The 24,049-nt window shown below is 71.4% G+C and carries 24 protein-coding genes and 1 tRNA gene; 17 read left to right on the forward strand and 8 right to left on the reverse strand.

Annotation, left to right across the window (positions count from 1 at the left end):
• Positions 1–71: 71 nt before the first annotated feature.
• Positions 72–251, reverse strand: coding sequence for a hypothetical protein (locus LNW73_RS35510; protein WP_250993314.1), 180 nt, complete (start codon positions 249–251; stop codon positions 72–74).
• Between the two features lie 187 nt (positions 252–438).
• Here LNW73_RS35510 and LNW73_RS35515 point away from each other — a divergent pair.
• Positions 439–512, forward strand: a tRNA-Met gene (locus tag LNW73_RS35515).
• Between the two features lie 78 nt (positions 513–590).
• Here the strand turns inward: LNW73_RS35515 and LNW73_RS35520 are convergent.
• A complete protein-coding gene (locus LNW73_RS35520; RefSeq protein WP_250993315.1) occupies positions 591–1,019 on the reverse strand; it encodes a hypothetical protein in 429 nt (142 codons plus the stop codon).
• Positions 1,020–1,179: 160 nt separating this feature from the next.
• Between LNW73_RS35520 and LNW73_RS35525 the strand changes: the two genes are divergently transcribed.
• The 3 genes from LNW73_RS35525 (at position 1,180) to LNW73_RS35535 (ending at position 2,653) form a co-directional block, all read left to right on the forward strand.
• Positions 1,180–1,626 carry a hypothetical protein gene (locus LNW73_RS35525; protein ID WP_250993316.1) on the forward strand — a complete coding sequence of 149 codons (447 nt, stop codon included), beginning with the start codon at positions 1,180–1,182 and terminating at the stop codon, positions 1,624–1,626.
• Positions 1,626–1,883, forward strand: a complete 258-nt coding sequence (locus tag LNW73_RS35530) for a hypothetical protein (RefSeq protein ID WP_250993317.1) — start codon at positions 1,626–1,628, stop codon at positions 1,881–1,883. Before LNW73_RS35525 ends, LNW73_RS35530 begins: the two co-directional genes overlap by 1 nt.
• 68 nt (positions 1,884–1,951) lie before the next feature.
• Positions 1,952–2,653: a hypothetical protein gene (locus LNW73_RS35535; protein WP_250993318.1), complete on the forward strand. Its 702-nt coding sequence runs from the start codon at positions 1,952–1,954 to the stop codon at positions 2,651–2,653.
• Between the two features lie 79 nt (positions 2,654–2,732).
• Here LNW73_RS35535 and LNW73_RS35540 read toward each other — a convergent pair whose 3' ends face one another.
• Positions 2,733–4,217, reverse strand: coding sequence for a nucleotide-binding protein (locus tag LNW73_RS35540; RefSeq protein ID WP_250993319.1), 1,485 nt, complete (start codon positions 4,215–4,217; stop codon positions 2,733–2,735).
• Between the two features lie 259 nt (positions 4,218–4,476).
• Positions 4,477–5,976, reverse strand: a complete 1,500-nt coding sequence (locus tag LNW73_RS35545; RefSeq protein ID WP_250993320.1) for a serine/threonine-protein kinase — start codon at positions 5,974–5,976, stop codon at positions 4,477–4,479.
• A 649-nt stretch (positions 5,977–6,625) separates the two neighbouring features.
• Between LNW73_RS35545 and LNW73_RS35550 the strand changes: the two genes are divergently transcribed.
• The 7 genes from LNW73_RS35550 to LNW73_RS35580 all read left to right on the forward strand — a co-directional run bounded on the left by LNW73_RS35550 (position 6,626) and on the right by LNW73_RS35580 (position 12,623).
• A complete protein-coding gene (locus tag LNW73_RS35550) occupies positions 6,626–7,039 on the forward strand; it encodes a helix-turn-helix domain-containing protein (RefSeq protein WP_250993321.1) in 414 nt (137 codons plus the stop codon).
• A gap of 769 nt (positions 7,040–7,808) precedes the next feature.
• Positions 7,809–8,255, forward strand: a complete 447-nt coding sequence (locus LNW73_RS35555; protein ID WP_250993322.1) for a hypothetical protein — start codon at positions 7,809–7,811, stop codon at positions 8,253–8,255.
• Between the two features lie 46 nt (positions 8,256–8,301).
• The gene (locus tag LNW73_RS35560) at positions 8,302–9,129 is read left to right on the forward strand and encodes a hypothetical protein (protein ID WP_250993323.1); all 828 of its coding nucleotides are present in this window, start codon (positions 8,302–8,304) and stop codon (positions 9,127–9,129) included.
• The gene (locus tag LNW73_RS35565; protein WP_250993324.1) at positions 9,129–9,686 is read left to right on the forward strand and encodes a GNAT family N-acetyltransferase; all 558 of its coding nucleotides are present in this window, start codon (positions 9,129–9,131) and stop codon (positions 9,684–9,686) included. The genes LNW73_RS35560 and LNW73_RS35565 overlap by 1 nt, the downstream gene beginning before the upstream one ends.
• A 174-nt stretch (positions 9,687–9,860) precedes the next feature.
• Complete coding sequence (locus LNW73_RS35570; RefSeq protein ID WP_250993325.1) at positions 9,861–10,841, forward strand: GntR family transcriptional regulator; 981 nt, start codon at positions 9,861–9,863, stop codon at positions 10,839–10,841.
• A gap of 262 nt (positions 10,842–11,103) precedes the next feature.
• Entirely contained in the window at positions 11,104–11,754 is a 651-nt protein-coding gene (locus LNW73_RS35575; protein ID WP_374118302.1) for a RapZ C-terminal domain-containing protein, read from the forward strand.
• A gap of 251 nt (positions 11,755–12,005) precedes the next feature.
• Positions 12,006–12,623, forward strand: coding sequence for a hypothetical protein (locus tag LNW73_RS35580; RefSeq protein WP_250993326.1), 618 nt, complete (start codon positions 12,006–12,008; stop codon positions 12,621–12,623).
• Between the two features lie 59 nt (positions 12,624–12,682).
• Here LNW73_RS35580 and LNW73_RS35585 read toward each other — a convergent pair whose 3' ends face one another.
• A complete protein-coding gene (locus LNW73_RS35585; RefSeq protein ID WP_250993327.1) occupies positions 12,683–13,690 on the reverse strand; it encodes an ATP-dependent DNA ligase in 1,008 nt (335 codons plus the stop codon).
• A gap of 434 nt (positions 13,691–14,124) precedes the next feature.
• On the opposite strand from LNW73_RS35585, the gene LNW73_RS35590 reads away from it, so the two are divergent.
• The 4 genes from LNW73_RS35590 (at position 14,125) to LNW73_RS35605 (ending at position 19,811) form a co-directional block, all read left to right on the forward strand.
• On the forward strand, positions 14,125–17,520 hold the full coding sequence (locus LNW73_RS35590; protein ID WP_250993328.1) for a DNA polymerase III subunit alpha: 3,396 nt from the start codon (positions 14,125–14,127) through the stop codon (positions 17,518–17,520).
• Complete coding sequence (locus tag LNW73_RS35595) at positions 17,517–18,533, forward strand: DNA polymerase Y family protein (RefSeq protein ID WP_250993329.1); 1,017 nt, start codon at positions 17,517–17,519, stop codon at positions 18,531–18,533. Before LNW73_RS35590 ends, LNW73_RS35595 begins: the two co-directional genes overlap by 4 nt.
• Before the next feature lie 99 nt (positions 18,534–18,632).
• The gene (lexA, locus tag LNW73_RS35600; RefSeq protein WP_250993330.1) at positions 18,633–19,340 is read left to right on the forward strand and encodes a transcriptional repressor LexA; all 708 of its coding nucleotides are present in this window, start codon (positions 18,633–18,635) and stop codon (positions 19,338–19,340) included.
• Between the two features lie 129 nt (positions 19,341–19,469).
• On the forward strand, positions 19,470–19,811 hold the full coding sequence (locus tag LNW73_RS35605) for a WhiB family transcriptional regulator (protein ID WP_250993331.1): 342 nt from the start codon (positions 19,470–19,472) through the stop codon (positions 19,809–19,811).
• A gap of 84 nt (positions 19,812–19,895) precedes the next feature.
• Here the strand turns inward: LNW73_RS35605 and LNW73_RS35610 are convergent, their stop codons facing one another.
• Positions 19,896–20,699: a transcriptional regulator gene (locus LNW73_RS35610; RefSeq protein WP_250993332.1), complete on the reverse strand. Its 804-nt coding sequence runs from the start codon at positions 20,697–20,699 to the stop codon at positions 19,896–19,898.
• A 382-nt stretch (positions 20,700–21,081) separates the two neighbouring features.
• On the opposite strand from LNW73_RS35610, the gene LNW73_RS35615 reads away from it, so the two are divergent.
• Complete coding sequence (locus tag LNW73_RS35615; protein ID WP_250993333.1) at positions 21,082–21,636, forward strand: hypothetical protein; 555 nt, start codon at positions 21,082–21,084, stop codon at positions 21,634–21,636.
• 130 nt (positions 21,637–21,766) lie between these two features.
• Complete coding sequence (locus LNW73_RS35620) at positions 21,767–22,015, forward strand: hypothetical protein (RefSeq protein WP_250993334.1); 249 nt, start codon at positions 21,767–21,769, stop codon at positions 22,013–22,015.
• Here LNW73_RS35620 and LNW73_RS35625 read toward each other — a convergent pair.
• Together LNW73_RS35625 and LNW73_RS35630 are read right to left on the reverse strand one after the other, a co-directional pair.
• Complete coding sequence (locus tag LNW73_RS35625; protein WP_250993335.1) at positions 22,001–22,705, reverse strand: hypothetical protein; 705 nt, start codon at positions 22,703–22,705, stop codon at positions 22,001–22,003. The two genes, LNW73_RS35620 and LNW73_RS35625, sit on opposite strands and share 15 nt — an antisense overlap.
• 92 nt (positions 22,706–22,797) lie before the next feature.
• Positions 22,798–23,820: a hypothetical protein gene (locus tag LNW73_RS35630; RefSeq protein ID WP_250993336.1), complete on the reverse strand. Its 1,023-nt coding sequence runs from the start codon at positions 23,818–23,820 to the stop codon at positions 22,798–22,800.
• Between the last annotated feature and the right edge of the window lie 229 nt (positions 23,821–24,049).

Consider the following 24,049-nt stretch of genomic DNA (forward strand, 5'->3'; position numbering starts at 1 on the left):
CCAGGTGGTGGGATGGGAAGCGGGAGTGGCGAGACTCCCGGGTGCGACGGCCCGGTGTGCGAGGTGAACCTTCAGCCGGTGCCGGTGGCCATGCGGTTGGCCGAGTGGGGGTCGGCGATCTCGCTGGCTTCGTCGCGGATCCACTCGCGCTTCTCGCGGGCGCGCTCGGTGCCGTGGTCCAGTTCCTTGGGGTTGTGGCTGTGGCAGCAGTAGTCGCGCTGCTTGCCACGTCGGGTCATCATGACGGCCATGACGGGCCTACCTTGTCGGTTCAGACATCGGAATGTTCGTGTCAGTTGAGGGAGTTGCCCGCCAACCAACAAGCCAAAACAATAGTCTAAATCATGGACTTAAGAAACCTACTTCGATAGGTGATCGGCACCAGGGACTGCGTGGAACCGCAGGCCCGCAATGCCGTAGAGTCACTCATGCAACCGACGCGGGGTGGAGCAGCTCGGTAGCTCGCTGGGCTCATAACCCAGAGGTCGCAGGTTCAAATCCTGTCCCCGCTACTGATCGTCGGCCCCGGTGCTCCACGCACCGGGGCCGACGTCGTTGCGCCGTCCGCCGACCGGCGAGACCGGGGGTGCTCAGACTCCCGCGGGCACGTGGAAGCGCACTTCGGCGAGCAACTCCTGCATCCCGGCCGGCGCCAGCACCGGAGGCCGGAACTGCCACTCCGCGCGGATCCGCGCGACAGACTCAGCGGCGGCTCGGACCTGGTCGGCCAACTCCGGTGGCAGTGCGATGCCTTCCCCGGGGCCGGTGACCACGACGGACCCACGCAGTGCGTACGGGAGATCCAGTCCTCGCCAGGCGGACGCCAGCGCCCACGCGGCCAGGTTCGGCTGCTCGGCCCCGTCCCCGTTGACGTACAGCAGCGCACCGCGGTGATACCGGGCGGCCTCCGGGAAGCCGCCCACCGCCTCGCTCACCCCCGTCCGCCACTTTCCAGGGTCGTCCGCCAACGTCAGATCGCGGACGATCCCGTCCGGCTGGATCACCAGCGCTTCAACCACTGACCTGCCCTCCACGCCCGCGCAGGCTCTCCGCGCACATGATCAGACGATGCCACAACGGCCGTCCGGCGCCGCCGTGCACGTGCAAGCTCCCACCCGGCTCCGTGGCGGCACCGGGAGCACGCCGATCCCGCGCACCGCCAGCGGTCACAATGAGGACGTGGACGCAACGGACGAGAACCAGGACGCGGGCGCACCCATCGACCTGAGCACGGCGGTGGGCACCCTCGCACGGTTCCTCCATCGCCAGCCCCTGACCCAGGCGATCGCCGGGCTGGAACACCGCCTGGAGGGCGCCGACGCATCCTCGGCCGCACGAGCCACCGCCGAAGCCGGCGTGGACGAGGACCTTCTGGCCTCGGCACTCACCGTCCGCGAGAGCCTGGGAAGGATCAACGACCTCATCCACGCCTCCGGCATCCTCCTGGTCCTCCCGCACATCCTGGAGCCCGGCGAGAAGATCATCAACCGGCCGTCCCTGGGGCCGGGAACGATCCGGGCCGACCCTTCGACGTGGAGACCGACCAGCGGGTGGCGGAGTTCAAACTGGCCCGGTGGCGCGGTGCCGACGCCGCCCGCAAACGCCAGACCTTCAAGGACCTGGTGATGCTCGCCGCCGACCGCTCCGGCCGCCGCGCGGACCTGTTCGTCATCGGCCCCGAGCCCGCCCGCTTCCTTCGCTCCAGCATCTCCAGCGCGGCCTGGGCCTTGGACCGTTCGCCCGGAGCTCTGCGCACCTTCCAAGCCGTCTTCGGGTCCCCGAGCATCCCCGTCCGCGAGTTCACCGCCGCCCACGCCGGCCACGTCCGCATCATCGACCTGCGCGATCATTTGCCGGCCACCGTCACCTGCCTGCTCCCGTGACCGACCACACCGAAGCATCGCCGCTGACACGGGCCCGGCACGAACCGGCCCGGCCGGCCGCCAGTGCCATGAGACCGTCCTCAGCGCCGTCCGCCTCGCGTATCGCCCCTTGGGACCGGGAGCGTCCGCGGGCCGGCGGCCGACCGGCCCGCGTAGAGGTTGGCCACGCCGAGGCATCCCGCACCGACGACGCAGGCACCCAGCCGCCCTGCTCGAAAACAGCCCACAAGCCTGACCACGACCGCAAATCGGAACAGGCCGATGTCCGCGGACGGGTCGATGCCGGGCCGGCCGCTCGGTACGCCGTCGCCCTGCGCGACCGCGGCCTGTCCGCGCAGGACATCGCCGCAGCCTCCGGAATCTCCGTCACCCTGGTCCGCCGTCTGCTCAAGCCCCCCGGCTTGCGGCCGGTGAAGGTCTCCCGGGAGACCTCCGACGCGGTCCGGGGCGTCCCGCTGCCGCCCGCGGACTCGCCCGTCCCCCTGGCCGGCCGAGGCAGGGTCGAGGCGGCACCGGCCGCCCGCCAGCTCACCGTGCTCGCCGAGCGCGGCTGGCCCGCCCGACACCTCGCCGCCCGACTGTGCGTCAACGAGCACACCGTCTCGGCCATCCGCGACGGCCGGCACGCCCACATCAGCATCGCCATCGACCAGCGCATTCAGCGGCTGTATCGGGAACTCCGCGACAGCGACCCCGTTGCCGCCGGGGTCCGTCCAGGTGACGCCGCCCGCGTGCGCACCTGGGCCGTCCGCCGGGCCCGCAGTACCTGACAGCGGCGGGACCCGGACAGGGAGCGGTGCGTACGGACACGTCGCCGTTGCCGCCCAGCCTGGGGCCCGTCAACCTGTCCTAGCCGAAGAGCACTTCGATGATCCGCTCGAACGCTGAACTCGCGTCACGTCGTGTCCGGTCCTCCCGGTCCTCTTCGGCGTAGGGGATGGCCGGAGTCAGTACCGGTAGCCCGGTCCGCAGCCCGCCGAGGTAGTCCTCGGCCCGGGCGCCGGGCTCGGTCCGCTCGCCGAGCAGGACGACCCCGCCGCACGCCGCGGCCGGGAACGGGCGGAACATGCCCTCGAAATCGCGCGGGACCATCCGCCAGCGCACGTCCCAGCCGTTCGCGCGCATGGCCGCCAGCCATCGCCCGTCCCACCCTGCGGGCAACTGCTGGCCGTCCGTGCCGACGACCTCGTCGTCCAGAAGCCGTCCTTGGCCGGGCTGCTGCCACAGGCCCGCGACGCCGATCCAATGGTCGGCGGACTCGGCGATGATCCGCTGTTCGGCGGGGCCGGAGTCGAGGATGACGATGTCGTGCTGCCCAGTAGAGGTCAGCTGCCGCAGGAGTTGTCCGCTCACCCGTTGGTCGGCGACGGCCTTCGCGACGTCGACCCCCTCCGGCGGGCTGCCGTCGAGCATCGCTTCCAGCCGTCCGTGCGGGTCGGCGTCGGCCAGCAGGACGCGACGGCCCCCGGCAGCGAGCGCCCGCGCCAGGCCGGCGGCCACGCTCGAACGCCCCTGCCCTCCCATCCCCTGTCCCTGCTGGGCGTGACCGCTGACCACGGCCAGCACCAGGGGACGGCCCGCCGGTGCCGCCAGGGTCCGCACCACCGCGGTGTGCGCCCCTCGGGCCGACCGCTCGGCAGCGGCGGGCACACCGAGCAGCTGCCGGAAGTCGTCGAGGGAGGGGACCTGGCCGGTGTCGTCGATCAGGGAGACCGACGGCAGATGGCGGAAGGCGACCAGACGCCGCAGCACCCGGCTGCGCGCCACCGTGTCCCCCAACCACGCCTCGTACACGGGCAACTGTGCGCGCTCGGCGGCCGTCCAATCCGGCGCGGACCGCATCGGGTCACCGTCCCGGGCCAGCCGGGCGATCCACTCCGCGGCCGCGGCAGCATCGCCGGCCGGCAGCTGCAGCGTGACGTGCGCCGAGGAGCCCGGCCGGTGCAGCACGATGCGGCCCTTGGACGAGGTGCGGCAACGCAGGCCCAGGACTCCGGCGATCGACAGCCCCTCGACGTCGAGGTCGGGGTCCGGTTCGGGCAGGAGCAGATCGAGCACGTTCTCCCACCGGCCGTCGGCCAGATGAAGCGTCAAGGCGCCGCGTACCGGCCGCACCCGGATCATGCCGTACACGTCGTCATCCAGCGGGTGATGCTCACGGCCGTAGGCATCGTGCAGTTCGGACAGGATCGCGGCCTCGAGCTCGATCTGCGCCCGGTGATCGGCGTCCGGGACACCGTCGGGACCGGTCAGATCCAGGCGGGCCTGGGCGTGGGATTCCCCGGTCAGCCGGGCGCGCAGCCGGGCGCGGTGAGTACCGAGCGGAGCAGCCATGAAGGCACCTTTCGCACACTGCCCGGCCCAGCGTCGAAGGATGAGTACATGAGAAAAATGACATCTGACGGACCGATGCCCGCTTTGGCGACTCCCCGCCGGTGCCGGGTGGCGGGGGCTCGTCCTGGCCGCGTATCCGGCCATCGGGAGCCACCGTAGCAGCGGCACCGGGCAGGACACCGCCCAAACGAGTCCGGCGTGATCCGCATCCTGTTGCGCCACCCGAGCACTCCGCCCGGGCACGGCGGGGAGCTGGTGCTCACAGGTGCCGTCCACGCGCTCGCGTCGAGGGCAGCAGCACCCCCACGGCCAGGCTGCTTACGATCCAGGCCCCCACGCCGGCCGCCACAGTGGCCACCGCGGAGCCGTTGCCGCCCGCGGCGAACAGCGCGCACGACAGGCCCCCGCTGAGCAGGCCGGTGGTGGCGGCGACATCCGCCTCCGGGCCGCCGCGCTGGAGCAGCTGCTCCACCAGGGCCCGCACGGCCGCCGCCCCCATCACGAGCACCGGCCCGGTCACCATGCCGGCCAGCACCGCGCCCCACCACGGCACCGAGCTCCCCACCAGCAGCACCACCAGCGTGATCGTGGCGATCCCCAGCGCCATGAACAGGCCGACCGCGGTGATCTGCAGTTCCTCGTCCGCCGGCCCACCCTCGTGCCGGGCCTCCAGCGCGTATCCCATCGCGACGCATCCACCAGCCACCACCCCCAGAACGCCGGTCGCCGGGCCGGGCAGGGACGTGAACAGCGCCAACTGTCCGCCAACGAGGGCGCTGCCCATCACCCCGGGCCACCACGCCGATCGGCCGGACCCGGGGGCCGAGGGAACGGCGACGGGCGCCGGCGCCTGGACGGGAGCGGTCCGGGTCCGGGCGGCGTGCACAGCGGGGGCCGGCGCACCAGCAGCCGGCAGCGCTGCCGGTGCGGGGGAGCGGAGAGCGGCCCGCAGCCGACGGGCCACGTCGGCCGCCGCCGCGGGACGCTGCGCGGGGTCCTTGCTCAGCAGCTGTGCAACGAGGCGATCGAGCGCGGCGGGCACGTCGGGCCGGTGCGCACGGACCGGGACGGGAGCCTGGTTCAGGTGCTGGTCCAGGACCGGCCATCCGGCGCCGGGGAACGGGGGGAGGCCGGTCAGCAGCTCGTACAGCAGGCAGCCCAGCGAGTACAGATCGCTGCGGGCGCCGATCGCCGCGTCGCCGCGGATCTGCTCGGGGGACATGTAGGAGGGGGTGCCGATCACGGCTCCGGTGCCGGTAAGGGGGTGGCCGACCGCGTCGGTGCGGCGGGCGATCCCGAAGTCGCAGATCTTCACCCGGCGGCCGTCGGCGGTGAGCAGGATGTTCGCCGGCTTGATGTCGCGGTGGACCACGCCGGCGGAGTGGGCGGCCTGCAGGCCGTGGCAGATCTGCCCTCCCCACCGCACGACGTCGTCGACGGCCGGTCGGCCGTCAGCCATGACCTGGCTCAGCGAACGGCCGTCGACCAGTTCCATCACGAGGTAGACGAGCCGGCGACCCGACACCTGGGTTTCCCCGACGTCGTGGACCGCGACGACGTTCGGGTCGGACAGGGCAGCGGCAGCCCGCGCCTCCCCGTCCAGGCGCAGCACCAGGTCCTCGTCGCCGGGCCGTGCGATGACCTTCACAGCTACCCGTCGGCCGAGCCGCTCGTCGACGCCGCTCCAGACCTCACCCATCCCGCCGGCGCCCAGGAGATCCGACAGCCGATACCGACCCGCCAAAGTTGTACCGCGCATGACGCCCTCCTTCTGGCCGGCCCCGCAAGAGGGCGGTCCTCACCGCGTCGAGACCGCGTGCCCCGACATCGGGCCGCAGCCTACGCAAACGGATTCGGACACCCCCCGGACCGGCGCCGCGCTGCTTCGGACCCGGTTCGCCGGACGGAGCTGCGCTATCCCGCGAGGAGGTTGCAGGCGGCCGGGACCGGCGGGCGGACCGGCCAGCGCGGGCCGCCGTCCGGGTCGTTGCACGCCGTGCACACGCGGTGGGCCTCGACAGTCATGCCGAAATCGAAAAACAGCCAGGCCACTCCCACGGGACGCCGTGTTCGACGGGAGCGGCGGCAGCGGCGCGTAACGGGGCACCCAAAGTCATAGGATCAAACCGACAAAACAGAACGACCCCCGAGCTTGGCCGCGTGGGGGTCGTTCTTCATTCGATCCGGCTCCGAGAGTAACCCGCGTACCCGCCACCGTGCGAGCCCACGTGGTTATCCAAGGAGCAGTCAGGAGCATTGCCCCACATGGAAGATCATCGCAACACCGTCGACATCGGACGGGCGGGGCCCACGCGGGCGCTGGAGCGGGCCTTCGAGGCAGCTCGGCGTCCCGCCGGACAGTTCGCACGTGTGCGCAGCACGCCGACGGCCGCGGACGGTGGCAGGTAGTGGCGAAGAAGAAGGTCGTCCAAGAAGAGACCCACGACGTCAGCGTCACGCGTGGCGAGGGCCCTGGCCTCGACTGGGTCAAGATCGACTACCGGGTGGCCCGTGACGGCACACTGTCCCCGAATGGCAAGGCGCTGTACATGGCGCTGGCGACGTACGTGGACATCGACACCCGCGCCTCGGACTACCGGCCGCCCTACCGCCGGGAGCTGGCCTCCTGCATCGGCAAGTCGGTGTCGACGGTGGAACGGAGCCTGGTCGAGCTCAGGGAGTACCGGCTCCTGAAGATCGTGAACCAGTACGACGAAGACAACCCGAAGTTGCTCAAGGCGTCGCACTACATCCTCCTCGACGGCGGATGGTGGGCTCGCCGCGTGCTGGAGCGCCTGGAGGCAGCTCAGCAGGGACGGTAGGAAAACCGCAGGTCAAGGGCCCGGAATCATGAGGTTTCGGGCCCTTCCGCATGCCCTGGCACCTAGCCTCACGGGTGAGGCCACCCCTCACTTCACCCGTGAGGCTACCCCCTCTGAAGATGTCGTCCCACCTAGCCTCACCGGTGAAGTGAGGGTGACGGCACCGGTGACGGGAGGGTCACTTCACCGGTAAGGGGAGGAGTAACTTCACGGGTGAGGTGAAGGTGGCATCACCGGTGAGGTAGTACATCCAGAGTCAGATCAAGAAGAGGACAGCCGAGAACCCACGTCCCAGAGTCACGTCACGAACTATCCGTGTGCTGCGCACCCTCATCAACTGCCGGGGGCTAACGCCGCCCCCGGCCACCCCGCGCCAGCGCCTTGGATGCGCTGGACCATCCCCCAGTCACCGATCTGCGCTGCGCGCACCATTCCAGGCCCTGGGGGCCTTCCATTGATCAGTGCCTACTGGATACCTGTGGTTGCGCACCGTCGTGGCTGAGCACCCACCTGAGGTCTGAACAGAAACCACAGGACGCGCGCGCGAGGAAATCACGCACGCCCGAGAGGGTGGCAGGCGTCCCGTTCACGAACTCCGCCTGCTCCATGATCCGCTCGTGTGCCGGCTCGCGCGGCCCGGTGGCGCGGGGGAGATCGCCGGGAAAGAGCTGATCGTGGGTTCAGCTCGGCTCGTCGCAGCTTCAGCACTCCTTTCCAGGCCGCGGGACGGGCTACTGTCGAGTCCTGGCCTGAAAGCTGGAGGAGCAGCGTGACGGACGATCTGGTCGCGGTGTGCGACCTGTGCCTTCAGGCCATCGCTGATGGCGAAGGCGCGCTCGAGGTCGACACCGCCGCGGCCGACCGCGCAGCGCGGATATGGCGGGAGCGGGTCGGCCCGGATCCGCTCGCTGTGTTCCGGACGACGCCCGGAGCCCGGCCGGTCGCCTGGACGGTGCGCCACGGCGGCTGTGGCTCCGCCCCGCGCTTCGCCTACACCATCGCGGTCGAACGCGTCCGGTCGTGGACTGCCCTCCTGCATTGGTGGACCCATCTCGCGGACAAGTCCTGGCTGCCGGCCACAGACTGGCAGGATCTGATGGTCAGAGCGTTGGAACCCCGGCAGGCAGCGGTCAGCGGCATCCTCCCCAGCCGGCCGCGAGACCTTCGCGGCGGCCCGATCGGGGACCGTCCTGAAGACCGGCTCGCAGACGAATAAGCCGCCATCCGGATGCGCGGTGACGGCTTCGGGTACAAGTACCCACATGAGCCGGATCCGGTGGGCGGAGGTCGTCGAGCAGGCCCGCGCAATCGTGCTGGAATACCGGGGCGGAGTCACCCTCAGGCAGGTCCACTACCGGGCGGTATCGGCTGGACTGATCCCCAACACCCCCTCGGCGTACCGGCACCTGTCCTCACACCTGGCACGCGCCCGGCGCGAGGATGACTTCCCGGACCTGATCGACACCCTGCGCGAAGTCCACGTCCCGCAGTCTTGGCCCGACGCCGGCGCTCTGGTGGCACAGGTGCCCGAACTGTTCCGGCTCGACCGGACCCGGGACCAGCAGCATGCGCTCTACGTCGCGGCGGAAAAGGATTCGCTTCGGGTGATGTTCACCAGCTGGCTCGGCGACCTCGGTGTGCCGGTCCTGGTCGTCCGCGGCTTCGGTAGCCAGTCCTATGTCCAGATGGTCCGCGAGCGCACTGCCCGAGACCCCCGGCCTGCAGTGTTGCTCTACTGCGGAGATTTCGACTGCAGTGGCGAGGACGTCGAACGCGACTGGGTGGCCCGCACCCGATGCTGGGACGAGGTGCACCGGGTGCTGCTCACCCGAGAGCAGACTCTCGCGTACGCGCTGCCGGCTACGGAGGGCAAGAAGAACGACCCGCGGTGGCCGGCGTTCGCGGATCGCCATGGCTTCGATCGCCAGCGTCCTGTTCAGTGGGAGGTCGAGGCACTCGAGCCGGACGAACTGCGGCGGCTGGTGATGGGGGCCGTCCGTCCGTACATCGACCGGGCTGTTTTGGGTGAAGTCCTCGCCGAGGAGGACCGGCAGCGCCGTGAGCTGGCGGAGTTCGTGAGCCAGTGGTGATGACCACGCCCGGGCGCGGCGACGGCGTAGGGGCTGCGAAGGCTGTGTACCGGAGCGGGGGAGTCCTCTCCGGCTATGCCCCGTCGCGCCTGGTGGCCGTCCCGTACGACCACCCCGAGGCCCGCAGGCTCATCCAGTGCCTCTACGCCGAGCAACTCGCCCTCTACGGCTTCGCGGACGACCCGCTGGCCGGGGTTGTCGAGGAGTTCACGCCGCCGTACGGCCTGTTCGTTCTCGGCTTCCTGGACGGCTCCTCCAGGGCGGTCGGGTGCGGCGGGTGGCGGTCCCTGGACCCGCAGACTGCCGAAGTGAAGAAGATGTTCGTCCAGCCGAAGGCACGCGGCGCATCCCTGGGCAGGAGGATCCTTGAGTTGCTGGAGCAGCACGCCGCAGGGAGCGGCGCGACCCGCCTGGTCCTGGAGACCGGGCACCGCAACCAGGCCGCCCTTGCGCTCTATCGCCGGTGCGGTTACGAGCCGCTACCGCCCTACGTGCCCGGAAGGAACCCGCGGGTGAACCGTGCGCTGGTCAAGCAGACCGGAACCCAGAAGACCTGAGTCGCGCCCGACACGCGGTGTGGCGGGACCGGGCCGCCCTTCGACCGGCGAGGCTCTGGTCGCCGACCGGGTCCTCGACCAGGCACGGCACACATGCGGTGGAGGCGAGACCCAGCAGCTCGGGGACGCCACCCGGGAGCCGGCCCGGGGGTCGGCGCTGCGTACGGTTGGCGCATGACGTTGCCGCTGGAAGAGGACTCGAGGCCGCCCTACCTCCAGGCGGCCGAGGTACTGCGCACCGCTATCCGGCTCGGGGAGTACGCCCCCGGCAGCCTTCTGCCGTCGGCGCGGGTTCTTCAAGCCCGGTTCGGTGTCGCCAGCTCGACTGTGCAGAACGCGCTGCGGGTGCTGAAGCGAGAGGGTCTGGTCTACTCCGTCGTGGGGCGTGGCAGCTACGTCTGCGGCGTCCGCCCGGCCCCGCCGTCGGCGGGCCCAGCGGGGCGTCTCGGCGCTGCGACCGAGGTGGTCGCTGCCGAGCACGACCCCAGGCCCCCGTACGTCAGGACAGCGGACCTCCTCCGGGAGGCGATACGGTCCGGCGATCTCGCACCGGGTGACCGGCTTCCCTCCGCGCGGGAGCTCCAGGAACGCTTCGAGATCGCCAACTCGACCGCGCAGAACGCCGTGCGCGTCCTCAAACGAGAGGGCCTGGTCTACGCGGTCCAGGGGAAGGGCGTGTTCGTCCGCCGCGCCGTGCGCAAGGAACACGCCAACGGGACGAAGAAGTCCGCAGAGTTCCCCGACGGCCCCCGGGACACCACGCCAGCCGACTGCGGACCGAGCGACGAGGCCGTCGTCGCCGAACTCGCCGCTGCCGCCGAGGAGGATTGGTACTGCCGACAGGTCATCCCGCGCCTCGTCGCGGTCGAGGTTCTCGTCGAGACAGGGACCGTGCTGGCCTTTCGCCCCCCGCTACCCGGCTTCGGCACGGATCACATCATCGTGGTGCCCAAGCAGCACGTGCGCTCCCTCCTCGAACTCGAACCCCCGCTGGCGGGCGACCTCCTGAGTGTCGTCCAGCAGGTCGCCGGCACTGCAGTGGAACAGCACGGCGGCTGCCAGGTACTGACGTCCCTCGGCGACGAACAGCACAACCGTCACCTCCACTTCCACATCGCCGTGGGGGAAGGTGTCGCACGCTTCGTCCAACGCTGACGAGGAGCAGCTGCGGACCGGCCTGCGCCAGGCCCAGTCATGGCTGAATGCCCCCGCTCCTACCCCGGATGAGAAGCCGCCCGGACGCTCCACCGCCGGAGCCGTCACCGGCCACGGTCGCCCTACGCGTACCGGGGAAACTGGAACTTGGCTGCGCTGGAGGGGGCCCGGAGCACGTCCCTGACGATCAGCGCCATAAGAGGCAACATGCAACACGCCGAGATCTCTTTCCTCACCCGCCCGCGGATCCGAGACTGAACGTATGACTCCCAGCGACTTACGACCCCGGCCCTCCCATGCCCTCATCCGGACCGTCATCACCAGTTACGCCTACGGCCACAACGACGCCCCCCGCGGGGACGCCCTGCGCGTCGACACCCGTCCTCTGCGCAATCCTCCCGAGGACCTGGTTGTCCGGCACCGGATGCTCCACTCGAATGGTCTCGATCCCCAGGTACGGGACTATGTCCTTGCCTCACCGGGCGCCGCGCAGCTCATCGAGCGCAGCCTCTACCGGGCCCGGACGCTTCTGGAATTGCCGAACGACGGTCGGCGCGTCGACCTCCATGTCCTGTGCGGCGGAGGCCGGCACAGGTCGGTTGTCGTAGCGGAAGAACTCGCCACTCGCATCCGTCGCACCGGTTGCGGCGTCGAGACCGAGCACCTGCACATCGACCGGCCCATCCTTCACGTGACCTGGCAACCGGAACTCACCGACCATCAGCTTCTCGCCCTCCGCCTCCTGGCCCGCGGTCACACCCACACCCAGATCGCCGTGATCCTGAGGGTCAAGCCAGAGACGGCAGGGCAGCTGATCCACGGAGTCCGGACCGCACTCCGCGCCCGGACACTTCCGCACGCCGTCGCCATCGGTTCCGAGATCGGGCTTCTCGGGCAACCGCGTAGCTCTTGAGCCAGCTCGGCCCGAACGCTGAGCGAGCGGGAGGCAGCTCAGCGGGTCCTCGGGGTCCTGCGCTCGCCGAACTTCAACACGCGCCTGAGGGCCGGATCGAGTGACGCGAGGAGTAGGCCAGGTCGTTTGCAGGAGCCACCATCCCGCCGGAGCCGATGGTGGTCGGGTGCCGTCGGTGGCCCCCGGCCAGCGATCCGGCGCCCGGCGTGGCTGGCGCCGACGGGTTCGGCCATAGGGAACGATCAGGTGGTGTGACGCCAACACGAGGGGGCCGCACCGGCCCGGACAAGCAGGCCGCCCGCCGCCGCCAACAGCGGCAGATGGCGAGCGCGCCCCTTTTCCACCAGCGGCCACCGTTCCAGGGTTATCAGGAATGGCTGATCCCTCATTCCGCGACCGGCCGGTTCATGGTGAACGCCGACGCACCCGCGGAGTCGCGGGCCTTCTTCTCCCGGCTCGAAGAGCTGCTCCTGCCCTTGTACGGCGGACGCATCCCGCTCGCGGCGACGTACCTGGACGACCGGATCCGCGAAGGGTCGATTCCCCTGGCCGGCTCCGGGCCCCACATGGTTCGCCGGATCCCCATCCGCGAGCTCGCCGCGCACCTCGGCGACCACGGGCAGCCGGACGCCACCGAGTGCGCATCCGACCTGTGCCCGCAGCTCAACTGCAGCAGCGGCAGCCATGACCAGGCCGAGCATGCCGTGTGGCAGCACGTCCACCACCTTCACGCCGCAGGCCGTCTGCTGCTGGACGACCACGACGTGGTGCATCTCGCCGAGCCGCCGCGACAGCCGGGCGGCCGGTGGCGCCTGATGGACGAGGAGACCGTCGCCGCACCGCGTCCACGAAGTCTTGAAGGCGCCTGACCCCCACCACCACTCGCCGTCGGGGCGAGGCACCGGACGCGACGAACGGATACGCCGGCTCAGCCGGCATCGAACGGCGGCACGTCCGCGGGCGCCATGTCCGCGCGCACCCGCTGGAAGCGGACAGGGTGGCGCCACCGGCCGCCGTCGACGGCGGTGTCGGCGCTCACCTCGGCGACCAGAGCGGGCGCCACGAGCTCGACGTCGAGCATCCGCTCACCGCGGCCCCAGCCGGCGGAGAACGTCCGACCGGCCCAGGGGTGGTCGGACGACGCTGGAGTGAGCGAGGCCGCCAGGGAGCGCGAGGCGGCAGCGGTCAGCGTGGTGCTGCGCCCGACACGATGGAGCCGGCCCGCCGCGTCGTACCGGCCGAGCAGCACGGTGCCCGGCCGGCCGAGTGAGCCGGTGACCGCCGCGATGACCGCCTCCTGACTCGACCGGTACTTCACCTTCCGCCAGCCCCGGTCACCGGGAAGGTAGGGCTGGTCGAGATTCTTGATCACGACGCCCTCCACGCCGACCCTGGTCCACTGCTCCATCCACTGGCGCGCCTGGTCGAGGTCGGCCGTCACCGGACACAGGGTCCAGGGGGGCTCCAGCCGGTGCTGGGCGAACAGCTCCTCCAGCACCTTGCGCCGTTCTCGGTACGCCAGTGGCACCAGGTGGCGGCCACCGGCCTGCAGGACATCGAAGACGACGTAGTGGGCCGGCATCCGGTCGGCCAGGCCGGCCACCGCCCCCCGGGCCGCGGTCGCCCGCTGGTGCAGCGCCTCGAAGGACACCCTGCCCTGCTCCCAGACCACCAGCTCGCCGTCCAGCACCAAGGCGTCCGGCAGGGCCTCGGCCGCCCGCACCAGGTCAGGGAACCGCCTTTGCAGCGGCGCACCCCGCCGCGACTGGAGCTGCACCGAGCGGACGCCGTCCGCATCGGCCACCCCGGTGAACAGCAGCATCCGGTACCCGTCCCACTTCGGCTCCATCACAGCCCCGCGTGCGATCACCTCCGGCCGCGGCAGCGCCTCGGCCGGCTGCGCCAGCATCGGCTCCACGGGCGGATGCAGCACCACGACCCCTTCCTCGTCGGCGGACGCGTCCGCCGCACCACGCCCGGACGCCCTGAGCCAGGCCGGGGGAGGAGCCGGCCCTTGACCCCGGCGAAGGCCGGGGCCATCGAGGAGGCCCTGCCAGCCGGCGGCGGGCATCGGGTGCGCCTCGTTCCAGCTTCCGCCCCTGCGTGCCGCGCGGCACGGCGAGGCCACCGCCGCCGGGTGGCTGCCCGACTTCACCGAACGGCGTAGCGGAGGGCCCCGGGCGGTCGCGGGGCCAACTCGGCTCATCCCAGAAGCGGTTGGTGAGCCCGGCGCCCGACGCCGCTCGGAAGTGACGGACCAGGGCGCTGACCAGCCCGAATACCTATTCGTACAAAGGTTCGAAAAGCGGTTATGGTGGAAGAACGGGATGGAGACCGGGGCTGAAAGGGGGGCCTGAGCGAGGAGGCGGCATGGTGTTCCCACATCTGCATGTCGCGTCCGGCTACAGCGTCCGGTACGGGGCGTCCATGCCTGCCGCGCTCGCCGAGCGGGCCGCCGAGCGCGGCCTGGGCGCGATGGCCCTGACGGACCGGGACACCGTCAGTGGAGCGGTCCGGCACGCCGACGCCTGCGCCAAGGCCGGGGTCCGCCCGATCTTCGGCGCCGACCTCGCCGTCCCCCTCACGGCCCCGGTCCCGTCCGCCGGTACCCGCACCCGGGCCCCGGCCCGCGGTGGGGCGTTCGTCGACGAGTCGGCCCCCCGCATTGTCCTGCTGGCCCGGGACCGCACCGGCTGGGCCAATCTCAGCCGCATCATCAGCGCCGGCCACGCCTACCGGGCGCGGGCGGGCGGCGGGCAGCCGGTCGTGCCCTTCGAGGCCCTGCGGGCCCACACCGAGGGGATCACCGCCCTTCTCGGTCCGGCCTCCGAGCCGGTCCGCGCGCTCGCCGCCGGACGACCCGACCAGGCGGCCACCCTCCTGGAGCCGTGGCGGGAGCTGTTCGGCCCGCACCTGCGGCTGGAGGCCGTCCACCACCGGCGGACCGGTACCGGCCCGGGTTCCTTGCGCCTGGCCGCGCGCACCGTCGGCCTGGCCCGCGACCTGGACCTGCTGTGCGTCCTGACCAACGCCGTGCGCTACGCGGACGCCGAGCGGGCGCCGGTCGCCGACGTCCTGGACTCCGCCCGCCTGCTGATGCCGATCCGCCCGGGCCGCACCGACAACGGCGAGCGCTGGCTCAAGGACACCTCCGCTATGGCCGCCCTGGCCGACGAGGTCGCCCGCGCCGCCGGCCAGGAACGCGGCGGCGCCGCGCACCTGCTGGCCACCACGGCGCGCACCGCTGAGGACTGCCGCCTGGACCCGGCCTCCGACCTGGGCCTGGGACGGGTGTTCTTCCCCGAAGAGCGACTGGTCGGTGCCGCGCCCGGTACCTCGGCTCGGGTACTGCGCGAGCGCTGCGAGGCGGCGCTGACCGCCCGCGGCTACGACCGCTCACCCTCCATGAACGAGCGCCTGGCCGAAGAGCTGCAAGTGATCAACACGCTCGGCTGGCCGACGTACTTCCTGACCGTGGCCCAGGTCGTCGACGACACCCGGGCGCTCGGCATCCGGGTCCAGGCCCGCGGCTCCGGAGCGGGCAGCCTGGTCGTGCACCTGCTCGGCATCAGCGTCGCCAATCCGCTGGAACACGAACTGATCATGGAACGGTTCCTCAACCTGCGGCGCCGCTCTCTGCCGGACATCGACATCGACGTCGAGAGCGCGCGCCGGCTCGAGGTCTACCACGCGGTCCTGGACCGCTTCGGCCCCGAGCGCGTCGCCACCGTCTCCATGGTGGAGACCTACCGGGTCCGGCACGCGATCCGCGACGCGGGCCTCGCGCTGGGCCTGGACCCCGACGAGGTCGGCCACCTGGCCAAGAGCTTCCCGCACATCCGCGCCCGCGACGCCCGCTCCGCGATGCGCGAACTGCCCGAACTGCGCTCCCTGGCCGAGCACGCCGAGCGCTACGGGCCGCTGTGGGACCTCGTCGAGGGCCTGGACGCACTGCCCCGCGGCATCGCCATGCACCCCTGCGGCGTCCTGCTGTCCGACGACTCGCTGCTGCACCGCACCCCCGTACTGCCCACCGCCGGGGAGGGGCTGCCGATGAGCGTGTTCGACAAGGACGACGTCGAACGCATGGGCCTTCTCAAACTGGACATTCTGGGGGTCCGGATGCAGTCCGCGATGGCGTACGCCGTCACGGAGATCCAACGCGCCACCGGCCGCACCCTGGACCTCGACGACCGCGAGCAGGTCCCCCTCGACGACCCCGGTGCCTTCCAACTGCTGCGCCAGGGCGAGAGTTTGGGGGTATTTCAGCTAGAAAGTCCAGGTCAGCGCGATTTGATCGGACGGCTGCAGCCCGAGACGTTCCAGGACCTCGTCACCCAGATCAGCCTGTTTCGGCCCGGCCCGGTCCAGGCCGACATGATCCGCCCGTTCCTCCTGGCCCGGCACGGCCAGCGGCGCCCCGACTACCCGCACCCCGACCTCGTCCCCGCGCTGCGCGCGACGTACGGCGTCGTGGTGTTCAACGAGCAGGTCATCAGCCTGTTCGCGACCCTGACGCGCACCGACCTCGCCATGGGTGAGGAAGCCAGGCGCGCCCTGTCCGACCCGGGCCGCCTGCCCGCCCTGGAAGTCTGGTTCCGCGAACGGGCAGCCGCCGCCGGCTACACGCCACAGACCGTTGACCAGGTCTGGAAGACGCTGCAGGCGATGGGCGCCTACGGCTTCGCCCGCTCTCACGCGGTCGCGTTCGCCCTGCCGACGCTCCAGTCCGCGTTCCTCAAAGCCCACTACCCGGCCTCGTTCTACTGCGGGCTGCTGGAGCACGACCCCGGCATGTACCCCAAGCGCCTCGTGCTGTCCGACGCCCGGCGTCGCGGCGTGCCGATCCTGAACATCGACGTCCAGCACTCCGACGCCCACTACCGCACCGAGCAGTTGCCCGACGGCACGCTCGGCCTGCGGATCTCGCTGGCCGACGTCCACGGCATCACCGACGCCGAGGCCGACCGCATCGCCGCCGGCCGGCCCTACGCCGACCTGCCCGACTTCCACGCCCGCGCCCGCCCCTCCCAGCCCCTCGCGCAACGCCTGGCCCGCATCGGCGCCCTCAACTCCATCGCCCGCGGTTCCCACCGGCGCGAGCTGCTCCTGCAACTGGACGAGCTCCACCGCCACACCCGCACCACAGCCCCGGCCCAGCTCGCCCTCGCCGCCGACCTGGGGCCCGCCACCGCAACCGGCCTGCCCGCGATGAGCGCACAAGAACAGCTGGACGCCGAACTGGACGTCACCGGCATGGACACCTCCCGGCACCTGATGTCCTCCCACCACGAACTGCTCGCCGAACTCGGCGTCACCCCCGCGCATTTGCTCCGCGACGTACCCACGGGCGAGACCGTTCTCGTGGCGGGCGCCAAGGTCGCCATCCAGACGCCGCCCGTCCGATCGGGCCGGCGAACGATCTTCGTCTCCCTCGACGACGGCTCGTCCGGAGCGATCGACCTCGTCTTCTTCGACGACACCCACGAAACCGTCGCGCACACCGTCTTCCACCACTGGCTCCTGCTGGTGCGCGGGCAGGTCCAGCGGCGCGGCAAGAGCGTCACCATCGTCGGCCAGCACGCCTGGAACCTCGCCGATCTCGCCCAGGCCCACCAGGACGGCGGCCACCCGGCCGTCCGACGACTGCTGTCCACCGCCGAACCCGCGACGACGTCCACCCAGACCCCGGGCGAGGCGGCGGCCGGTACCCGCTCCAGCGGCGCCGGGCGGCTGTGGCACGCCAGCCCCGGGAGCGCCGGATGACACCTGCCGCGATCCTCCACGCACGCTTCGAGCGCCCCTCGTTCGAGACATACCGGGAACTGTTCACGGTCCTCGGCGACATCACCCCCGTCGTCCAGGCCCTCCCGCCCGACAGCGCCCTCCTCGACCTCACCGGCGCCCTGCGCTACTGGCAGCGCACCCCCGCCCAGCTCGCCGACCTCGTCCAAACCAGGATCATGGCCCGCTACGGCCTGACCACGGCCATCGGCGGCGGCCCCACCCGCATGCTCGCCACCATCGCCGCCGACCTCACACCACCCGGGGCCGTACGGATCCTCGACGACGACCCGGCCGCCGCCCTCGCCTTCCTCCAACAACAGCCGGTCCGCGCCCTTCCCGGCATCGGGCCCGCGATGGAACGCACCCTCCACCGGTACGGCCTGGCCACCGTCGGCGACCTCGCCGACCTGCCCCCCGCCACCCTGCAGCGCATCGCCGGCGCCTCCACCGCCCGCCTGCTCCGCGACCGCGCCCACGGCATCGACCCCCGCCGCGTCACCCCCGCCGGCCCGCCACCCGGCATCACCGCCCGCCGCCGCTTCGACCACGACATCCTCGACCCCGCCGAAGCACGCCGCACCCTCCTCGACCTCGCCGTCGACCTCGGCGCCCGGCTGCGCCACTCCCGGCGGTGCGCCTCCCGGATCGAACTCCAGATCACGCTCGCCGACCGGACCTCCCTGATCCGCTCGCGCACCCTCACCGAGGCCACGAGCCACAGCCCCCGCCTCCAAGACACCCTCTACCAGCTGTTCTCCGGACTCGGCCTGCAACGAGCCCGCATGCGAACCTTCACGGCCCGGGCCGCCGGACTCACCGACACCGTCACCACCGCCGTGCAACTCACCCTCGACCGCGCAACGGAGGACGCCCGCCGGCTGGAGCCCGTCATCGACCGCGCCAACAGCCGCTTCGGCAGCAATACCCTCCAGCCCGCCGCCCTCGCGGCCCGCACCCACCGGCAGCGCCCGCGCGCGGACTTACGGCGATGAGAGGGCGCCCCCGGCGCCCGCACGCAGTCGAATACCTGTGCGTTTGTCGGTGATGCGGGATAACGTTCCAACCAGCGATCATGAAAGAGGGGGACCAGCATGGAGGCCACCACCACAGGAAACCGCCCGGGACGTCCACCCGGCATCCGAACCCTGGACAACGGGCTCACCGACCGGCAGCAGCGCATCGTCGCCGCCATCCGCACCCACCTGGACACCCGCGGCTACCCGCCGTCGATGAGAGAGATCGGCTCGGCCGTGGGCCTGGCCAGCACATCCTCGGTCGCCCACCAGCTGGAAGCCCTGGAGCGCAAGGGCGCACTGCGCAAGGACCCGCACCGACCGCGCGCCTACGTCCCCACCGGCCCCAACCCGCAGACCAGCCCGGACCCGCAGCCCACGCCTACGGTCGCGCTACCGGCCGATGCCTCCACCGCGGTCCGCGTCCCGCTGGTGGGCCGCATCGCCGCAGGCACTCCGATGCTCGCCGAGCAGCACATCGACGACATCCTCGTCCTGCCCCGCCAAGTGGTCGGCTCAGGAAACCTGTTCGTCCTCACCGTGACGGGGGAGTCGATGATCGACGCACACATCGCGGACGGCGACCACGTCGTCGTCCGCGAGCAGCCCTCCGCCGAGAACGGTGACATCGTCGCCGCCATGCTCGACGGGAACGCCACGGTCAAGCGGCTGAAGCGCGACGGGAACAACGTGTGGCTGCTTCCCGCGAACGACTCCTACCAGCCGATCTGGGGCAACGAAGCGACCATCCTCGGCAAGGTCGTGGCCGTGATGCGCAGCCTGTAACCCGTCACTCGATGGGGTGGCAGCGGCGACGTGGGGGTATCGGCCTACATGGCTGTGTCCGTACGGTCGGCCTCTGGCGCCTGCACGGGTTGTCGCGGGGAGCGGGATCGGGGAAGAGGGTTGTGCGGGGTGGGTACTGACTTCGACTGGGGCGCGCGGGCTGTCTGTCGGAAGGCCGATCCGGACGAATTGTTCGTTGAGGGGGCGGCCCAGAACCGGGCGAAGGCCCTCTGCATGGGCTGCGAGGTGCGCACGGAGTGCCTCGCGCACGCTCTGGACAACCGAGTCGAGTTCGGTGTCTGGGGTGGGATGACCGACCGCGAACGCCGGGCTCTGCTCCGGCGACGGCCGACCGTCACGTCCTGGCGGCGACTGCTGGATGCCGCCCGCTCGGAACACGAGCAGCAGCAGCAGCTCGCCGGCGCGACCCGTGACGCTCCCGCGCGGGTGCCGCTGTCCGAGGCGAGCTGATCCGTACCAGCTGTCGTGTCCGGGTCGCAGTGCTGACCTGGACGGGCCGAGCCGGGCGCTGACGAAGGGCCGCGCGGATCCCGCTCACATGGAGACGACGTGCGTCCTGACGGCGAAGTCGCGCAGCCCTGACAGCGCGGGGCGGCGCGTGAGGAGCTCGCTGGTCAGAGCGCGGACCGACGGCCGGCCCGCGTCCTCGGGTGCGGCCGCCTCGATCGAGAGCAGCGCTGCCAACGCTTCGTCGTCCGCGCCGAGAGCAAGCAGTGCACGAGCGCTGTCTGTCCCGAGTCGCGCCCGTCGTTCGGGCGTCGGCAGAGCTCGGGGATCCAGCTGCCGAGCGATGCGGACAGCCGTCGTGTCCTGCCCGAGCAGATGATGCACTCCGACCTTGTACAGCTGGATCTGCTGGCAGGAGAGATCGCCGGAGCGGGGCCGGGGCTGGGTAGCCAGACGATCGGCCGCGTCCTGGGCTCGCTCGACCAGTTCCAGTGCCGTCGCCTTCTGGCCGGCCAGCGCGGCCGAGTACGCCGCCGAAAGCGCCAGCGAGCCCGCGGCGGTCACGATCGCGGGCGCGGCATGAGGGGCTTCGGCGTCAAGCCGGTGGAGTGTCCCTTCGAGCAGCAGCACCGCATCACCAGCGCGGCCCTGCCTGCGCAGCGGGGTCGCACAGATCCGAGTGGCATCGGCAAGGACAGCGGGATCGCCACAACCCTCGGCTGCGGCGACAGCCGCCTGGGCATGCGCCCAAGCCAATTCGCTGTCACCGGCTTTCACGCCGAGCTCGCTGGCCAGGATGTGCACCCGCGCGAGGAGCGCGCTCGCCGAACGACGAGGCGAACCCGTCAACTGCTCCCGGGCGGTCGCCGCAGCGAACTGGAGGGCGGGCACACGGAGAGCCAGGGCGGTGTACCGGGCAGCCCGGAACTCGGACCGGCCGGCCGCGAGCCCCCGCCCCAGCCGGGGCAGATCCGGGGTGGCAGCGGCGGCGGTTCCGGGAAGGAGTGCTCCAATCCCGATTCCGGTACCGAGGGCGAGAAGTCGGCGACGGTCTACCAAGGGACGCTCCCAGAACTTCGATCAACACGTTGAGCGGTGGCTCGACTACTCACCGTAGAGGAGGCTGGTGTTGGGTGGAAGAGGGCTTCGCCTACTCCGCATCGTCGAACGCGACCGCATCACCCAGCACCGACCGGCTCCCGGCCTTCCCGCCATCCGGCACCGTGGCGGACTTGCGGGGCACACCCCCGGGACCGACGCATACGCTGGTGCGATGGCCCACCCCGATGTCATCCCCGCCCTGTTTCGAGACGCCGAGACGGACCACCCGGCCATCGAACAGTGGTGCACCACTGTCCTGGCAGGCGCACCAGCCCGCCTCCTGATCCTGGGGCCGCATTGGTCGGGGAAGACCTACGCCGCTTTTGCCGCCCTGCGCCGTCTCCTCGCGGCCGGCTACCCCAGCCAGGACATCACGGTCCACGGTGCCAGCGAGCTGAAGGCGACGTATGACCCGCGCGTCATCGCGAACACCACCGCGGTGACGATGATCGACGACGTAACCGTGTCGCTCGACCTGGTCCGTGAAGCCAAGAGGCCGCTCGCCCCCGATTCCGTCGACGTGCAGGCGATGATGGCCCTTGAAGCCGGCGCGCTCGCCGAGGCGATCGCAGCCCTCGCCGTGCTGCCCAACCGGTCGTGGATCCTGATCGCCTCCAGCCCGGAGATCCTCGCCGAGGCCGTCGGCGAACAGGCGGCAGCCCGCATCCTCGCCGTCGCCGACACACTCGAGCTGACCCAGCGACCGCTGCCCAAGCTGTCCTGGTAGCCGCCGAAATCCCCCCGGCAGATCCGTTCGTCTCTGCCCGAGTCACCGGCCGCCCGCGCTGCTCCCGACCGTCCTGTCGGTGGGGTGGGGTATGAAGGAGTGACAGCACCGCTGGTCAGGAGGGGGCTCGATGGGACCGCGGAACCGGCCGATACAGGCGCAGGCACTGGGCACTCAGACCGATGTCTTCGAGGGCCTGACAGTGCCGCTGCGCGTTACCGCGTCGCTGCTGGGGATCTCGATGTACAACCTGAACAAGCTGATCGACGCTGGGGTGTTCGCCGTCGAGCAGCACGATGGCTCGCAGTACCGGTTCATTGCGCTGACGCGTGTGCTGGCCGTCCGGCGCGGCATGCTGTCCGGCTCAGTCGCTCGCTGAGCGTGCGGGCACGGCACCGTGATCGTCGGCGCCGTGCTGACCCGCGGTCCGGCCGAGCGCCGCGCGGACGATCTCCTCGGCCAGCGCCGCGAGCCCGGCGGGATCCTGCTCGGTCCACGGATCGACGCGCACCGTGGACACCACAGGTTGGTCCCCGTCCGGGTCGCCGGGATGGCTGCTGAATTCTGCTGCGAGCAGTTCGGCGTAGCGGTGGAGGGCGGCCTGAGACATCTGGAGCCCAGGGGCCTGGCCGCCCATGCGGGAACAGTCGGCCTCGGTGAGGACGAGGCTGTGGCCGTTGAACTCGGTGAGCCATCGTGCGGCGTAGGCGAGGCAGGTCCAGGGGGCGACCGCATTCGTCGCCAGCAGACCGGGCAGGTGGCCCGGCAGATCCAGAGGCCCGGCGTGGCCGTCGGCAGTCGGGCGCGGAAGGTAGAGGACGGCGTCCAGGCGCTGATAGGCGTTCGCGTGCTCGGTGAAGAACCGCCGGACCGCCGACTCGTCGAGGACGTCCAGGCGCACGCGTTCCACCCCGATTCCCCGTAGCCGCTGGGGGATCTTCCGGGCGTCGGCCGCGGTGGCCACGACGGTGTAGTGGTGTGTGGCGGCGAGGTCCTGGCAGACCTGGGCCGCCAGGGGGCGATCCGCGCCGATCACGACCGCGACGGGCTGGGGATGAGTTCTGAACACTGCCGCGTACTCCTTCACTCCGGACGACCCGGGGTCGCGGTTGGGGGGCGTCGCACGGGCGGCTGTCGGCCGCGCCGTGGCGGGTGGTTGCTTCAGCTGGCGGATTCTTCGCGGGGAGCGGGCAGGCCCACCTGTCGGCGGACCTGGGCTAGGAGCGTGCCGGCCTGCTGCTCGTCGTGCGGGTCGAGGTGGAGCAGGGTGAAGAGGATCTGCTCGCTGGTGTTCCAGCTGCGGCCGAGGCAGTGGACTAGCGCGAGGCCGTAGAGGGCTTGGAGGAAGGGCCTGTTGTTCTCCTCGTGCCACAGCAGTGTGCCGTTGAAGAAACTGAGTGCCTGCTCGCCGACGGTGACGGCGCACTCGTACCAGCGCCGGGCGTCCGCCAGCTCGGCGGCCGAGGGGGCGCGGCCGTCCACGGCGGGGGTGACCCCGCCCGGGAACGCCAGGACCGCACGCAGGACGTAGGCCTCCACCGTCGCCGGCTGGTCGAGCACGAGTTGCTCGAGCCGGGCCCGGGCCGATGCCGGGTCCTGGTGCTGGAGTTCCTCCCGCAGGGTGGGGGACAGGCATTGCTGGGGCGGCATGGCGAAGGCGTCGCGCCGGCCCTGCGCCAGCACGTGACGCTTCCAGCGGTCCGGTTCGTCCAGCGGCTCCAGAGCCGCCGGGGCGATCTCCTCCTCCTCGTCGTCTTCGTCGTAGTCGGGCTCGCCGTCGTAGTCGAGTGCTTCCACCCCGGCCGCCGCGAGCCAGGACGGATCGAAGGTGCCGCTGGGTGTGGCCTGGGCATCCGCGGTCCGGCCGGCGCGGGTGACGGCTTCCAGGGCCGCGTCGGACATCGGTCCGGGCAGGCCCATGAACAGGGGGTGGTACATCTCGGGCCACATGTGCGCGCCGACCCCCGGTCCCCAGAGCTCCAGGCTCTGTTGGAGCAGGGCCCGCAGCATCAGGTCGCAGCCTGCGGCGTCCAGTCGCTCCAGCTGGAACTGCCGGAGCAGCGCATCGGCCTGCTCCCGCACGGTGTCCAAAGCCGTCTGGTAGCCCATGCCGGTCTCCCGGTCGAGCCGGCGGGCGAGGCGCGAGCGGTGGGTGGTCGACGTGCGGGGGGTGCTGGTCGTCATGGCGCTCTCCTGGCGCGACCCTGCAGACGGCACCGCCCACCTCGGTGCGCCGGCAGGGCCGTCAGGCCGGGGCGCGTTGTCGTACAAGCTCTCGGGGCCGCGCGGCGGCGCGGTTCACCTCACCGGCCAACGGTGGGGATGGCCGACAGGAGCGCGCCCCCTACGGCGCGAGAAACCATCGTAGCGAGGACGCCCGGCCCCAGGAGGGGCCCTTTCGAAAGTCGGATGA

It is taken from the genome of Streptomyces sp. RKAG337, from assembly GCF_023701715.1.
In the GTDB taxonomy this organism is placed as follows: Bacteria; Actinomycetota; Actinomycetes; order Streptomycetales; family Streptomycetaceae; genus Actinacidiphila.

Coding starts and splice junctions, on each gene's coding strand:
- LNW73_RS35510 (WP_250993314.1), bottom strand. CDS start 251: ATGGCCGTCATGATGACCCGACGTGGCAAGCAGCGCGACTACTGCTGC.
- LNW73_RS35530 (WP_250993317.1), top strand. CDS start 1,626: ATGCTCGCCGCCGACCGCTCCGGCCGCCGCGCGGACCTGTTCGTCATC.
- LNW73_RS35535 (WP_250993318.1), top strand. CDS start 1,952: ATGAGACCGTCCTCAGCGCCGTCCGCCTCGCGTATCGCCCCTTGGGAC.
- LNW73_RS35540 (WP_250993319.1), bottom strand. CDS start 4,217: ATGGCTGCTCCGCTCGGTACTCACCGCGCCCGGCTGCGCGCCCGGCTG.
- LNW73_RS35545 (WP_250993320.1), bottom strand. CDS start 5,976: ATGCGCGGTACAACTTTGGCGGGTCGGTATCGGCTGTCGGATCTCCTG.
- LNW73_RS35560 (WP_250993323.1), top strand. CDS start 8,302: ATGAGCCGGATCCGGTGGGCGGAGGTCGTCGAGCAGGCCCGCGCAATC.
- LNW73_RS35565 (WP_250993324.1), top strand. CDS start 9,129: ATGACCACGCCCGGGCGCGGCGACGGCGTAGGGGCTGCGAAGGCTGTG.
- LNW73_RS35570 (WP_250993325.1), top strand. CDS start 9,861: ATGACGTTGCCGCTGGAAGAGGACTCGAGGCCGCCCTACCTCCAGGCG.
- LNW73_RS35575 (WP_374118302.1), top strand. CDS start 11,104: ATGACTCCCAGCGACTTACGACCCCGGCCCTCCCATGCCCTCATCCGG.
- LNW73_RS35590 (WP_250993328.1), top strand. CDS start 14,125: ATGGTGTTCCCACATCTGCATGTCGCGTCCGGCTACAGCGTCCGGTAC.
- LNW73_RS35595 (WP_250993329.1), top strand. CDS start 17,517: ATGACACCTGCCGCGATCCTCCACGCACGCTTCGAGCGCCCCTCGTTC.
- lexA (WP_250993330.1), top strand. CDS start 18,633: ATGGAGGCCACCACCACAGGAAACCGCCCGGGACGTCCACCCGGCATC.
- LNW73_RS35615 (WP_250993333.1), top strand. CDS start 21,082: ATGGCCCACCCCGATGTCATCCCCGCCCTGTTTCGAGACGCCGAGACG.
- LNW73_RS35620 (WP_250993334.1), top strand. CDS start 21,767: ATGGGACCGCGGAACCGGCCGATACAGGCGCAGGCACTGGGCACTCAG.
- LNW73_RS35630 (WP_250993336.1), bottom strand. CDS start 23,820: ATGACGACCAGCACCCCCCGCACGTCGACCACCCACCGCTCGCGCCTC.